This is a genomic window from Mesorhizobium sp. ESP7-2 (genome assembly GCF_020164715.1).
Taxonomy (GTDB): Bacteria; Pseudomonadota; Alphaproteobacteria; order Rhizobiales; family Rhizobiaceae; genus Mesorhizobium.
On record NZ_JAIUGQ010000057.1, the window covers coordinates 1 to 13,279 of the forward strand.

The 13,279-nt window shown below is 58.4% G+C and carries 13 protein-coding genes, 1 tRNA gene and 1 pseudogene; 1 reads left to right on the forward strand and 14 read right to left on the reverse strand.

Annotation, left to right across the window (positions count from 1 at the left end; translation table 11 throughout):
• Positions 1 to 137: 137 nt before the first annotated feature.
• A complete protein-coding gene (locus LB543_RS31115) occupies positions 138 to 848 on the reverse strand; it encodes an SIMPL domain-containing protein (RefSeq protein ID WP_224596137.1) in 711 nt (236 codons plus the stop codon).
• A 134-nt stretch (positions 849 to 982) separates the two neighbouring features.
• Here LB543_RS31115 and LB543_RS31120 point away from each other — a divergent pair.
• Positions 983 to 1,058 (forward strand) — tRNA-Ile (locus LB543_RS31120).
• A 201-nt stretch (positions 1,059 to 1,259) separates the two neighbouring features.
• Here the strand turns inward: LB543_RS31120 and LB543_RS31125 are convergent.
• From LB543_RS31125 to LB543_RS31180, 13 genes and pseudogenes are all read right to left on the reverse strand, one after another.
• On the reverse strand, positions 1,260 to 2,021 hold the full coding sequence (locus LB543_RS31125) for a hypothetical protein (RefSeq protein WP_224616974.1): 762 nt from the start codon (positions 2,019 to 2,021) through the stop codon (positions 1,260 to 1,262).
• Positions 1,963 to 2,952, reverse strand: a complete 990-nt coding sequence (locus tag LB543_RS31130; protein WP_224616976.1) for a recombinase family protein — start codon at positions 2,950 to 2,952, stop codon at positions 1,963 to 1,965. The genes LB543_RS31125 and LB543_RS31130 overlap by 59 nt, the downstream gene beginning before the upstream one ends.
• Positions 2,949 to 3,095 (reverse strand): DUF2924 domain-containing protein, encoded by a 147-nt coding sequence (locus LB543_RS33980; protein WP_318013024.1) that lies wholly within the window; start codon positions 3,093 to 3,095, stop codon positions 2,949 to 2,951. The genes LB543_RS31130 and LB543_RS33980 overlap by 4 nt, the downstream gene beginning before the upstream one ends.
• A gap of 83 nt (positions 3,096 to 3,178) precedes the next feature.
• Positions 3,179 to 3,418 (reverse strand): annotated as a pseudogene (locus LB543_RS34250) (DUF2924 domain-containing protein); the annotation flags it as partial.
• A gap of 5 nt (positions 3,419 to 3,423) precedes the next feature.
• Positions 3,424 to 3,852 (reverse strand): DUF3489 domain-containing protein, encoded by a 429-nt coding sequence (locus LB543_RS31140; protein ID WP_224616978.1) that lies wholly within the window; start codon positions 3,850 to 3,852, stop codon positions 3,424 to 3,426.
• A gap of 288 nt (positions 3,853 to 4,140) precedes the next feature.
• Positions 4,141 to 6,234 (reverse strand): UvrD-helicase domain-containing protein, encoded by a 2,094-nt coding sequence (locus LB543_RS31145; protein ID WP_224616980.1) that lies wholly within the window; start codon positions 6,232 to 6,234, stop codon positions 4,141 to 4,143.
• Between the two features lie 11 nt (positions 6,235 to 6,245).
• Positions 6,246 to 6,908: a retron system putative HNH endonuclease gene (locus tag LB543_RS31150; RefSeq protein WP_224616982.1), complete on the reverse strand. Its 663-nt coding sequence runs from the start codon at positions 6,906 to 6,908 to the stop codon at positions 6,246 to 6,248.
• Positions 6,895 to 8,178: an AAA family ATPase gene (locus LB543_RS31155; protein WP_224616984.1), complete on the reverse strand. Its 1,284-nt coding sequence runs from the start codon at positions 8,176 to 8,178 to the stop codon at positions 6,895 to 6,897. Before LB543_RS31155 ends, LB543_RS31150 begins: the two co-directional genes overlap by 14 nt.
• Positions 8,175 to 11,171 (reverse strand): site-specific DNA-methyltransferase, encoded by a 2,997-nt coding sequence (locus LB543_RS31160; RefSeq protein WP_224616986.1) that lies wholly within the window; start codon positions 11,169 to 11,171, stop codon positions 8,175 to 8,177. Before LB543_RS31160 ends, LB543_RS31155 begins: the two co-directional genes overlap by 4 nt.
• A gap of 6 nt (positions 11,172 to 11,177) precedes the next feature.
• Positions 11,178 to 11,555 (reverse strand): hypothetical protein, encoded by a 378-nt coding sequence (locus LB543_RS31165; RefSeq protein WP_224616988.1) that lies wholly within the window; start codon positions 11,553 to 11,555, stop codon positions 11,178 to 11,180.
• Positions 11,552 to 12,163 carry an FRG domain-containing protein gene (locus LB543_RS31170; protein ID WP_318013025.1) on the reverse strand — a complete coding sequence of 204 codons (612 nt, stop codon included), beginning with the start codon at positions 12,161 to 12,163 and terminating at the stop codon, positions 11,552 to 11,554. The genes LB543_RS31165 and LB543_RS31170 overlap by 4 nt, the downstream gene beginning before the upstream one ends.
• A gap of 127 nt (positions 12,164 to 12,290) precedes the next feature.
• Positions 12,291 to 12,566, reverse strand: coding sequence for a hypothetical protein (locus LB543_RS31175; RefSeq protein ID WP_224616992.1), 276 nt, complete (start codon positions 12,564 to 12,566; stop codon positions 12,291 to 12,293).
• Positions 12,559 to 13,203: a hypothetical protein gene (locus tag LB543_RS31180; protein WP_224616994.1), complete on the reverse strand. Its 645-nt coding sequence runs from the start codon at positions 13,201 to 13,203 to the stop codon at positions 12,559 to 12,561. Before LB543_RS31180 ends, LB543_RS31175 begins: the two co-directional genes overlap by 8 nt.
• Positions 13,204 to 13,279: the final 76 nt, after the last annotated feature.

Below are 13,279 nucleotides of genomic sequence, written 5' to 3' on the forward strand. Positions count from 1 at the left end.
ATACAGGACCCAGCCCTTAAATCTACCAGATCAATGAACCGTCCAACTTTACGGGGTCAGTTCAATCCCGCGGGGTTCTTTCATGGGTGCCAACGGGGGACCCATGGCCGGCGGGGACCGGCCATCGCCTCGACCGATTACTTGAGTTCGAAGGTAACGGTGACCTGGACATTGTAGGCGTTCTCGCCGGCCTGCACAGGTGCCGCCCCGGCGGCGGCGTCGAAGGCCTTGGCGTTGATCGGCATTGGCGCCGGCCTGATGTTCTGGTCCGTGATCTCGAGCACCCGGCCGAGGCTGACCCCGGCCGCCTCGGCCAGCGTCCTGGCCTTGGCCATGGCGTCGGCGACAGCTTTCTTGCGCGCCTCGCTGACGGTGGCCGCCGGATTGTCATTGGTGAAGGCGATGCCGCCGCCCTGGTTGACGCCGAGCGACACCGCCTTGTCGAGGATCTCGCCTGTCTTGTCGACATCGCGTACCCGCACCGAGAGCGTGTTGGTCACCTGATAGGCGACGAGTTCGGCGTCCTGACTGCCGTCCGGCTTGTTGGTGTAGTTGTAGCGAGGGTTGATCTGGATGCCTGCGGTCTGCAGGTCGCGATCCTTGATGCCGGCTGCTTTCATCGCGGCGATCACGGCGGCCATGGCGTCATTGTTGGCATCGAGTGCGGCGCGCGCCGTCTTGGCTTCACGCATGACGCTGAGCGTCAGGACCGCCAGATCGGGGGCGACGGTTGCTTCGCCCTCGCCGGACACGATGATGCGAGGCGGCGTCGGCAGATCGGCGGCTCCAGCCATCGCCGGAAAAGCGATTGCAGCGGCGAGCGCGAGGGGCAAAAGATGTCTGGTCATGAAAATCTCCTTGGTCTGCGATCAGGTCGCAGGGGTCGCGTAGAGCGCGATTATGGGGTGATTTGGGCGATCTGCGAAACCCCGCAGGTAAAGCCTTGTGCCGCGATGCGAAAAACATTAATCCAGCCCGCGTGGGGCCTGTAGCTCAATGGTTAGAGCCGGCGGCTCATAACCGCTTGGTTGGGGGTTCGAGTCCCTCCGGGCCCACCATTCAGTCCGCCAGTTTTGGCGGGTTTTCGACCGTCTCAGAATAGTGTCGACATTTCGGTGGGTTAGCGACGTTCGAGCGGCAACGCTTGGCGGAGACGCCGCCTTTGCGGCCCATAATGACCCGACTTTGGGCCTTTGTCTCTGTGGGCCCATTTCCGTAGCCAACTGTTTGGAAAAGCGATGCTCGGCTGATGGTCGGAATCAAAGACCGAGCAGAGCAGCCTGATCGGTCCAGGCGAGGGGAAAGCCGGACAACCGGGAGAGCCTGTGGGCCGTGAGTTCGATCGGCTGATTGCCGGCGATGATCTTCGACACGATCTTCGGCGAGAGAAACGCCAGGGGTAGCAGCCTGCTTACCTCCGAGACTGTGGTCGCGTTCAAGTTGGCAATCTCGGTCAGGCTTCGGCCAGAGCCGTCCGTGAGATAATGGAGGTATAGCTGAGAGCGATGTACAACGTCGATCAACGCAGCGTCCGGCTCAGTGCTGTTGGACGAGGTATCGATCAGAACGATCCGCATCTCGACGCCGCGCCGCTTGATGTCGAATGGACATGTGATGGACATCGTTTCAGCACCTGCATCAGATGACAAAATCCTGTCGAGCAGATGTTCGGCCAGTGCCCGGCAATCAATGTCGATGGTCAGCGCCTTCTGACCAAGCGCGACACTGCGGAGGAGTTTTTGCAGCAACGATCGCTTAGCGTCAGCAGTCTCGGACCTCCGGGCATCCCGTACCTCCGCCGCGCGACGCACCGCGTATTGGATTTCGCCGGAACCTCCCCATCGCTGAATCAAATCAGCGATTTGGCTGCGATCGTTGAGAATACGATTCAGCTGATACTCGACCACCGATTCAACTGCATCGGCGGGAAGACGCCATCCGTCGGAGTTGCCTCGTCGCTGATCAACGAACTGTTTTGAGACGTAGTATCGATAGCGAACGCCGTGCTTGTTGGCATGCACCGATCGAAGCTTCTCGCCATGTTCGTCGAAAAGCAGTCCGGTGAGAAGATGTTGCTGGGTGACGTTTGATGTGCTCCGGCGGCGGTGCCTGGGATGCCAGGAGCGCCTGCGCCGCGTCGAACACCGGACCTGCGATGATCGGCTGGTGCTCGCCATCGTGGACTTGCTCCTTGTGTTTGATCTTCCCGATGTAGATCGGGTTCGAAAGCAGGTGATGGAGATTGCCGCGGCCGAATGGCTTCGTGACGGAAACCGTCCCATCCCGGCGCTCGCGGGTTCGAGTCACGAGGCCACCTCGCGCGGCCTCGTCAGCAAGGTCACGCACGGATTTCAGCACGAGATAGCGGTCGAAGAGATGCCGAACGATCTTCGCCTCGGCGTCGTCTATGACGAGCTTGCGGTGCTCCACACGATAGCCGAGCGGCACCACACCGCCCATCCACATGCCCTTCTTCTTGGATGCCGCGATCTTGTCGCGAATGCGCTCGGCTGTGACCTCGCGCTCGAACTGCGCGAAGGACAAAAGCACGTTCAGCGTCAGCCTGCCCATCGATGTGGTGGTATTGAATTGCTGGGTGACGGAAACAAACGACACCGCGCTGGCATCGAAGATCTCGACAATCTTCGAGAAGTCCATCAGCGAGCGGGTAAGACGGTCGATCTTGTAGACGACTACGACATCCACTTTCTTGTTGCGAATGTCCTGAAGCAGCCGCTGCAGGGCAGGGCGCTCCATCGTCCCACCTGAGATGCCACCATCGTCATAGCGATCCGGGATGAGCTTCCAGCCAAGCCCAATCTGCGAGGCGATGAAGGCAACGCAGGCCTCGCGCTGAGCGTCGAGCGAGTTGAATTCCTGGTCGAGGCCTTCCTCGCTCGACTTGCGAGTGTAGACCGCGCAGCGCAGGCGAGGTGTAGAGTTGCCGCTCATAGGCCAAAGAACCTCGGACCGGACCAATGCGCGCCGGTGATCTTGCGCGCGATCGACGACAACGATGGGTAGACCCTGGCCTCGAAAACGAAGCCATCCTCGACCACGTCGACGATGTGGGTCTTGCCGTTCCAGTCACGCACCAAGCGCGCACCCGGCAAAACTTGTTTGCCTTTGGAGCTATCGTCACCTTGTCGTTGGCGACGACGGTAGCTTGGCTGTCGCGGTCAGCGAACCTCTTCTCGACCCGGTCTATGGCGGACCTCAGCAAGCGACGCGTCTCGGTGGAAAATCCACCGAGACGCCTTGCCTGAAGATGCCAGGCTGCTGCCCTGATCAGAAGCTCACGCCTGACACCGTTTGGCGGCGCACATTTGTAGATCTTCTCCCATTGTGCTGCGAGTTCCTCGCGGGAGAGGTCGCCCAGGGCGGCGACCTCTGTCTCGATGTCCAGCTTGGCGCGCATGAGGCTCAAGCATCCTTTGCGCTGTCATCGATGCGGTAGCGGCGAACGCCATCCTTGCCGACATCGCTGACCAGGGTAAGGCCAAGCTTCTTCTTGACCACCGCCGACAAGAAGCCGCGCACCGAGTGCGCCTGCCAGCCGGTGACCTCCATCAACATCTCGATCGTGGCGCCCTTGGCCAAGCGCAGTTTTTTCAGCACCAGGTCCGACTTGCTCTGCTTGGTCTCATTGTGGGGCGCAGGCTTCGGTGACTTTGCCGGTGTCGGCATAGCCGCGCTTTCCGCATCACTAGCTTTCTTCTTAGGCGACTTCGACTTCCTTGCGGGCTTGGCCGCATTAGGCGGCGCATCCCAGATGTGCTCATGCGGCTCCGGCGGTATTTGAAGCTTGTCGTGGTCTGGCTCAGTGCCCTGATCGGTGCCGAGTGTCGCCATGGTCGTTCTCCTTCAGTTGCAGTTGCCGGTCAATCCGGCGCCTGTACTGACTTGAGCCCGCCTGGCGGGCTGGAGAGACCTTGGTCAAGGCAGAGGCGAAAGCCGCTGCGTCGTTACCCACAGCAATGCTTGCGTGCGCAACGAAGTCCAGTGGAATAGTAATGACCGCGCCAACCGCGAAGTTTCTCATAGGCCCAGACATGTGTGTCGTTCGACCGCTTCTAGCGCTGGCAGTCGCCTTCATCAGCTCCAGCCATTCTGGCTAGCGCTCGTCTGGAATTTCGATTGCTAGTCGAGCCGCCTAAACAAGTCATCAAGGAACTCCGAGCTCGGTCCAATACCGGACACAAACAGCCGATCTCGCGCTCGGGTCGCCGCCACGTAGAGAAGTTGCCGCTCCGTCGCGATGACCTCGTCCAATTCGTACTCGTCCGCGACGTCTGCGACCCGGGAAGCCAACGGCAGCACACCTTCGTCGCAGGCGACGACGGCAACGGCACGGAACTCGAGCCCCTTCGCGAGGTGCATGATGCCGACGAGAGCAGATTCTTCATCCTGCCGACGCGTCGTGGCTGTTCGGAACGGCAACTCGGCTGCTTCGGCGATGGCGCGCGCTCTCGGAAGCTGCTCGGGAGAGCGAACGAAAATGGCGATCTCTCTTGGCGCGATACCATCATCCAGGGCGCTACGGATGAAAGTGGCCGCTGCTTCTCTCTCGGCGGCCTCGTCATGGGCGATCACCACTTCCGGCTCGATGCCGTCGAACACCGACACGGTGCCGCGGCGATCATCTTCCAGCCCGTCTACATCGCGGATCGTCCGAGGAAGAAGCCGATCGGCCATCTGCCGGATCTGCTGGGAAGTGCGGTAGTTCACCTTGAGCGTGAAGGAGCGGCCGCGGACATCGATGCCCAGTCCGAGCCAGGAAAATGGCTGCTGGAAAATGCGCTGCCCAACGTCGCCTGCGAAAAAGAGTGCTTCCGGCTTTGCTGGCGCGATCGCAGCGAGGAACCGCAGTTCCGCCACACCAAGATCCTGGGCCTCGTCCACCACTATATGGGAAAAGGGCTTCTCTTCCCGCGCCGCGTAGGTGGCCGTTACGTGCTGGAACAGCGCTCCTGGCGTAAAAAGCGCGCGCTGACGCAATCCTTCGCGAACACGCGAAAAGACCTGCCACAGTGTCTCGCGCTGCTTTTGGCCGAGCCGGTTTTTGCGGCCCATGCGCGGCACGTCCGCATAGGCGTCCGCGCCCTCGATATGCCAAGCATCGACTACGTTTTCCCACTCCGAAAGTAGGAAACGGGGCGAGAAGCCAGTGACGCCGGCGTCGTGGGCGGCCATCTCGACGAGCTTCCGGACGGTGTCCCGGTCGGCCACATGGGCCGTTCGGCCTGTGGTCAGAGCGTAGAGCTCCTCGGCGATGCGCCGGAACGAGGCGACCGTGACCTGATCGGTCAGGCTGTGCTGGCCACCCGCAAGGATTCCCAGCTTTCGCTGGAGAGACTCGGCGAGCGGATCCGAGAAGGTGGTTAGCAGGACGCGGGCCTCGGGTTCGGTCCGAAGCATCCGCATGATACGATGCAGGGCCACGACCGTCTTCCCCGTCCCCGCCGAGCCAGCCACACGCACCGGGCCAGAATAGTCGCGCTCGACGACCTGCCGTTGAAGCGGATGAAGAAAGACCACCCACTTTTCAAAGGGCGCGTCGAGAGCTGCCTGAAGCTCCTCGATCCCATCCAGGATGCGGAACCGGCGCATCGTGTCAGGATGCGCGAGGGGATTCGCAACCGGCGGCGCCGGTGGCGGAAGAATACCCGTTGCGGCGTACTCCAGCAGTGCCTCGGCCGCTTCCTGAGGCAGATGTCCGGCAAGCGCGAAGAAGGATTCTTCCGTGGCCTTCTCGACATCGGCGATCCAATCTTCCGGCACACCAACTGACAGGATTTGGTCCGCTCCTAGCCGCTCGAAAATCAGCGGAGCCGCGGCCGGAGGCGGAACGTCGAAAGTCATTTCTGTCTGGGCGGCGGCGAGAGGCGAGGTGATCTCCTCGATCCGTTCGCGTACCTCGACGATCTGGATGGCGCCAGTCACCGGATGCGCTTCGATGCGGCGGCGCTCCGCCCATTTGTAGGCATCGTCGTGATGGTCGACATAGGCCAGCATCAGGCTGCCACCCGTCTTGTGCACGATGATGCGGATGTCTCGGGTCACCCGCACCGACCAGAAGTTCGGATCCTTGGCCTTGTCGATGCGGTGGAACTGCAAGCCAGGCCGATCGGGCTCCGTCATCAGCGTGTATGCCGTGAGCTGCGCCTGCTTCTGCTCGTCATTGGTGAGCTTGGTGAGGGAGGCGGTGAAACTATCGGCGAGGATCGTGAGCACGGATTAGTGCCTCAGTTTTCAAGCAATTGAGCGAACTCTTGCTCATATGCCTTGGCCGTGCACTCGGCGACTCTGGAGTAGGTTCTCTCCTCACTCGTCAATGCCCCGACCGCTAGGTTGATGAATTCTCGTCGAGCGTCCAGAGGCAATGCGACGGCTTGCAGGTAGATGTCTCGTACTCGATGCATCACTTCAGTTCGCGAAATAATCAACCCCGCTCTATTCAGATCAAGCCAGTTGATCATATTAAGTGCTGCGACATTACCTGGCCGAGGAGACATAAAAGAGCCGATAAAGGAGAACTCGTTCTCAGGAGCATCTTTATATGGGTGAACAAAATTTCCTGTAGTTGGATCGGTGTTTCCCTTATTCGTGTTACATCTTGTGCAGCCAAGCGTAAGATTATCCCACAAAAAAGTGAGTTCTCTATGCACATCTTTTGGTTTTATGTGTTCGATATGTGAATAGCCCGAATTCTCGATATGACTCTCGCAATATGCGCACTTGTGCTTCGTCTCAGATCGCAGAGTATTGCGTATTTGAACGTGGCCATACCGCTTTTGAATAGTTTTGGCTTCTGACGACCCTGGCGCCTCGGCTAGGAGTTCAGTCGTCCAGACTTCCTCATTGTCACGTAGAATTTGCGGCTTCGGGCGCTTCTCAATCTTTCGCATTGCGCTGCGCCGCCCTTGCTACAACATCTGGAAGGAAATCGTCCAAGCCTCTCTCAGAAAGGTCCTTCTGTAGTTCACGGATGTCACCTGCGCCAAATGACTTCCCCTTGTATTTCTGAAGCACAACGTCTAGTTCATGCTCTGCCCAAATTGGTACCGTTATCGGAACCCCTAAAACTTGCCGCAATATCTCAGAAGCGCTAGTGCGATCTGATATATTAACCGGAATCGTGATAACAGTGTTACTTGACGCCGACAAATCCTCGGCTATTGCGCCCTCTCTCTCTTCGCTGTCCTTGATGTCAAAGGCATATACTTTCGCATGCCTCACTGATGATACGACGAAGGGGCTGTGTGTAGCGACGATAAATTGCGCCTCAGGGAAGGCATTTACCAGTGCAGGAAGAAATTCTCGCTGCATAGATGGATGAAGATGATTTTCTGGTTCGTCTATTACAACAACAAATTCGTGCTCCTTTTGACCAAATAGTGTTATTTGCCAAGTCGTATCAATTAGACTCATTAGGCCCCCGGAGGAGGCATCAATGAGGAAACGGCCACTGTTAGTCTCAATTATAACGTCCGGAATCTGAACAACAATTCGTTGAAAACCGATGTTCGAAGGTATTATTTGCCTAAGGCGTCGCTCGAAATCGTCAAAGGCAGCTAACGACTCTTTGTTGGAGACCACCCGTGCATTGCCGGGTCCGAAAGCGGCCATGGAAATGATGGCTTCCTTCATCTTGGTAAGAGGAGTAGTCCGAGTGATTTCGCCGTTTACGCCACTCCAGAACTCTTTTTGATACGAGTTCAGGGCTTGTGCTCTGGTAATGGGGCTAGTGGGGATAGATTCAACCTTCTTGTATCCCGGGAGCCTGCGATGAGAGGGAATGTTTAAGACCGATACGGCAACCTTCGGTACGATAGTTGGCGAGAAATTCACGCCCACATCACGAGGTATACGAATTTCGCTTTTTTCGCCGGAACTATACTCGATATGACCGACCAGATCGGCTTCGCCCCCTGTGACCGTATCATCATCTGTCCAAATTCCAGATGTGAACCGTCCAAGACTATCTCGTCCCTGTGACGGGGATCCCAGGAAGTTTGAGTGGAAGTTGGAATGTTGAGCTAATATGTTTAGCACCGTGGTTTTTCCAGTTCCGTTGCGACCCGTGAGAATCGTAACGGAATCGGAGAATTCCAGATCAACACTGCTGAACTGCCGCCAATGCTCGACAGAGAGTTTCCTGAATTTTCCTGAGCTCACGTGATCCTCCCCGAGAAGGGCAGCTTTTGAACGGCCACTATTACACCCCAAAAACCTTTAATACCTCGTCCCCAAAGTGATTGATGACCTTCACCGCAATCCTGCCTGTCTCCGGCCTCGGGAAGGGCCGCGAGGTATCCGAATAGAGGGTCGACCAGGCGTCCTCGTCGATCTCGGCCTTCAGCGCTGTCTTGAGCGACCTGTATGGATCGTTCGCGCCGAGGAAGTAGGCGTGGCGGACGAAGAAGCTCTCTTCGTTGTAGTCGGTGTCGATGAACCAGGCGGCGATGCCCTTGGTGTCGGTCGAGCGGATGTCGCCGGTCGAGGGGTCGAACACGTCGACGCCGTTGACCTTCACTTGGCAAGCGCCCTCGGGGCGTCTCGATCAGGTCGATGTCCGGCTCGCCGAAGACGACGAAGAGGTTGCCCTTGCCCGTGTTCTTCAGGTCCTCGGCCATGTGCAGGTCGGGGTTCATGCGCGCCTTCAGGATCGGCAGCGGGCCGAGCCGGTTGAGGTCGCTCGCCTGGGCCTCGAAGTTGAAGGCGCACGCAATCAGCGCATCGAAGCGGGCGTCTGAGGCCTCGCGTGCGGCCGCGGTGATGTTCGAGCGGGTCAGCGTGCCGAATTCCGGGCCGATCAGGATTCCCGCGCGCTTCTCGCGCCCATCGCCGTCGGTATAGCGGCCCTCGGCAGCCAGCCAATTGCCCGGCCAAGGCTCGACCGAGTTGAAGGTGATCGTGTCCCGCTTCTCCTGCTGGTGGACGCTGGCGGAGCGCAGGTGGTCGAGCACCATCTGGCCGAAATCCTGGTCCGGCACGTTCTTCGGCCCGGGCTGCATGGTGCCTTCTGCGGCAGACATCTCGCTGGCAAGCGTATCGTCGCGCGAGGTGACGACGCGGTGCGGCGACAGGCTCTCAACCGTGAAGGGGCCTGCGACCCGCACCCTGGCCTTGTCTTCGTAGGGACGGTCGTAGAGCATCTCGACGTCGGCGGCTTTGGCGATGGAGTCGTCGATTTCTCTCTGCCGGGCGATGCGGGCTTCCCACCAGCCCTTATGCAACTCACGCACCCGGGCGCTGACGAGTCCAGCCTTCGCGGCGCCGTCCTTGGTCTCCAGCCACTGGTCGAGGTCGCGCGGGATTTCCCATTCCTCGAAGGCAGTCTGAAGCTTCTCGTTCGACTCACGGCGCAGCGGCTCCAGCACTGCTTGCCATTTCTCCCAGATCACGTCGATCTCGGAATTGTTGGCGATGGATTTGAGCGTGATGTGCGGTGCGCGTTCGTAGACGAATCCTTGACGGATGTCGCCGGCGGTCGGAGTCTGCGGTTGGATTTTTCCCGAAACCTCCTGCTCTTTGGTGCGGCCTTGAGGGCTGTCGGCAAGTAGGTAATAGGGATAGCGCGCCGCCATCAGCCGCGTGCGGGCAAGCGCCAGCGCGACCCGAGAGGTATCGAGAGTTATCCAGCGACGACCCCACTGTTCGGCAACCATAGCGGTCGTGCCGGAGCCGCAGGTTGGATCGAGCACCAGATCGCCGGGATCAGTGGCCATCAGGATGCAGCGTTCGATGACTTTCCTACTCGTTTGAACGACATAGACCTTCGGGTCATTTTGGCTTGCGCCACTGCTGGTATCATCCCAATAATTTGTCATTGAAAATGCCGGGAAATCACCCAGGTAACGCTTGTACATCAATACCCGTCCACCGAGCAGAAGGCGGCTAGCCCGGTCTAGTCGTGTCATGCCTAGAGCATGGGTCTTCCAGTAGCCGGTACGAGGAGTAAACAGCTTGCCTTCAAAGGGAACCCCAAAGCTCCCGGGAGGACGTTGAGATACCATCGTGTCAATTGCGTACAATCTGTTGTGATCGATCGACTTCAGAGCTTCGTCTGAAGGGCGTTCCCTAACTCCGGAATTTGTATCGAAGTATTGATACTTATCTGCACCCGCACCACCGACGTACTTTTCCCGGAAGAGAGCTCGATATTTTACAGCTTTGATGTTTTTGGCGTATTGGAGAACGTAGTCCATTGTCCCAGGGAGTAGCTCAGCGGTTTGCCCTGCCGTTTTCTTAAAGGCAATTTGTGCGACAAGATTCTCCTCTTCAAACACCTCGTCCATCACCGCACGTACGCGATGCACATTCTCATCGCCGATCTGGACGAAGATCGAGCCGCTCTCGGTCAGCAGCTCGCGCGCGACCGTGAGGCGGTCGCGGAGATAGGTGAGGTAGGAGTGGATGCCGTCTTTCCAGGTGTCGCGGAACGCCTTCACCTGTTCCGGCTCGCGGGAAACGTCCTCCTTCTTCCCGTCCTTCACATCGCGGGAGAGGGTGGAGACCTGCCAGTTCGAGTTGAACTTGATGCCGTAGGGCGGGTCGAAATAGATGCACTGCACCTTGCCCCGCATCGCCTCGCGTTCGGCGAGGCTCGCCATCACCTGCAGGCTGTCGCCGAGGATGAAGCGGTTCGTCCAGTGCTGGGCGTGCTGGTAGAACTCGGCCCGCGCCTCCGGATCGGTGATACCGTTGAAATCGGCGAATAGGTTCGGCTGCTCGGCGCCGCTCTCGCGGGCACGATCCGACATGCGCCTCAGATCGTCGATCAGGTGCTTTGGGTGGATTGCCTCCTGCCTGTAGATCGGCGGTGCGTTGACCACGAGGTCGGACCAATCCTGCCGGTCCTTGCCGCGCCAGACGAGCTGCGCGTCGCCAAGCTCGAGCTCGCCCGTCTCGGCAAGCTGGCGCATCTGCTCCTTCGTGATCCGGATGCGTGCGCCGTTCCAGACGATCTGCGGGTCGAGATCTCCGTCGCGGTCGCGGGTCTCGCCATCCGCCAGCGGGCGAGGGCGCCGCATCGTCATCTCGCGCTCGACATTGCCCAGAATCTCCTGCTGCTGCTCGAACAGCGACGCCATCTCGGCCGTGGGGACGTTGATGCGCCGCGCGGCATCATGGGTGAGGGCGTCAACGGAACGTGGGGATTTGGCCATCAGCAACTACTCAAAGAAAGATGAGGTATCGACCTCAATCCGCTCAATTTCGATGTCTTTTTTGCCGGGAACCGGCTCAACGACCTTGAAGAAGACGCGCGCAGGAAAGCTGTCGTGGAAACTGGTGGAATCTTCCGAACCCGGGGCATACTGCAGCTCCACATACACAGTCCCTGGTGCCACCAGCTTCTTGCCATCGATAACAGCTGAGTCCCCGTAGACCTCAATACCTTCAAAGATTGTTCCCCCTGAGAGCTCTTCCAGCGGGCTCCAATCTGTTGTTTCCGGTAGGCTGTAGTTATCGGCAGCTTTGGACAGCTTCTCGGGCAGATCGTCGAACCAAATACCCCGCCCGCGCGATTGAATTCTAACTGGCGTGCTCATTCGACCAACATCCTATTTTCGAACCGCCACTTCAATGTCGTGGCAAGTCCGTCTAGATCTGCCATCAGATCAGAAGCGTCTACACCCATTGCAAATAGGGCCTTCACGAACTCCGTCTTCATTCCAGCAGGTATAGGGAATCGCTCGGTCTTATTGGTGAGGTACCATGCCTTGCCGGGCGAAGGGTGGATACTAAACAGTCCCCTCTGACTAATGATCCGGGCCGCGACAGCGGGCGTCCGCAGAAAGCGTGGTTCTGTGATCTCAAAAGGATCAATCTCTGTTGGGGCATCGGGAAAATAGTAGCCAATCTGTCTCGCCTCCACCGCCACGATCTCGCCATCTCTCTTTCCCCGAGAGGACGGCTGGCTTGCAAAGAAGCAGGCCACGAGCGGATTGGTCGTCCAGTCTATGAGGCGTGTAGGCAGGCCATGATGCTGAGCCACAGCGAGCCAATCCCAGTTATTGCCCAGCTTGGAGCGGTCCACAAACGGGTGAGCGGCGCGCTTGAACTCTCTAAAGAGTAGCTGCTCCTGCTCTGGATTATACGATTTGCCCCGGCCTATCGATGGTCGAAGCGCCCAGTGCTGCGATTGGCCGCGAAACACCCATCGTTCCGAGGGGTGTGCTTGGATCCATTCAATGAATTCCCCGAATTTCGCGCGCGCTGCGCGTCGCTGACGAAGGCGGTCTAGGCTGCTAGTTCTTATCCTAAACATTCTCTGACCCTAAACCCTATTCCGCTGCCGGCACGGTCAGTTCGGCCTCAATCTCGTCCTCGTCCTGGTCGGCGTTGACACCTTCCTCCACGACATTGCCTCTGTCGAAATCCTTGCCCGCAGCCTGCCCAATGAGGGCCAGCAGGCGTCCTCGGCGATTGGCCTTGAAGGAATCGAATGCGTCTGTCCGCAGCAGCCTCGTGTCGACCGGGCGTGAAGGGAGGTGCGCTGTTAGGTCTGAAGGCGCGATCGGGCGGTTGCGCCACGACGCTTTGAGGTCAACTTTATCCATTCGTATTTCCCGTCGGTGCAAGGGCAAGCTCGACGAACAGATTGCACCCTATGTGACTGACCTCGAGGTCTTCCCCGCAAGAATGCGTGTGTGTGGAGAGAAACGACCATTTCAGCTTGTGTTCTGTAGTCTCGCCTTGTTGATGACATGGATGATCGTTATCCATCTTCTCTCGAATTTCTTTTACCAATCCGGCAATATTCTTCTTGCGAACGTATTCGATCACCAAGCCCCGGCCCTCCCGCCCAGTCATGTATCGATTGAGTAGCTGTTTCAGACCGGCGATGTGATAGGCAGGCCCGTTGTAGATCTTTGCTTCTCCGAGTTTCCTTCGCGCAGGCATGCAATGGTCGGCCACGATTGTCAGATCAACATGACCGTTGGAGTGCGCTTCCTGTGTGACAGTCAGACCAGGTATCGACAGTGAAGCCGCCAGAACACCCGTTAGTCCCACCTCATTCAAGCTCTCAAAGTTCTTGCTATTCGTTTCTAGACGGGCGACAGCTCCTTCGAGCATCGTATCGAATGCTTCATCGAACTCGTTTTCGGATTTGGCAGCCAAAAGCTTGAAATATGCCGGTGCTTTCTGCTTCATGAGCTCGATCAAACTGTAGAGGCTATCCTGCTCGTTGATCATGCCGCAGCCTCGTTCGGCCCGGCAGGGACCCAACTGACCTCCACTTTCGACGCCCAGTCCCGCCATTCGGCGTCCG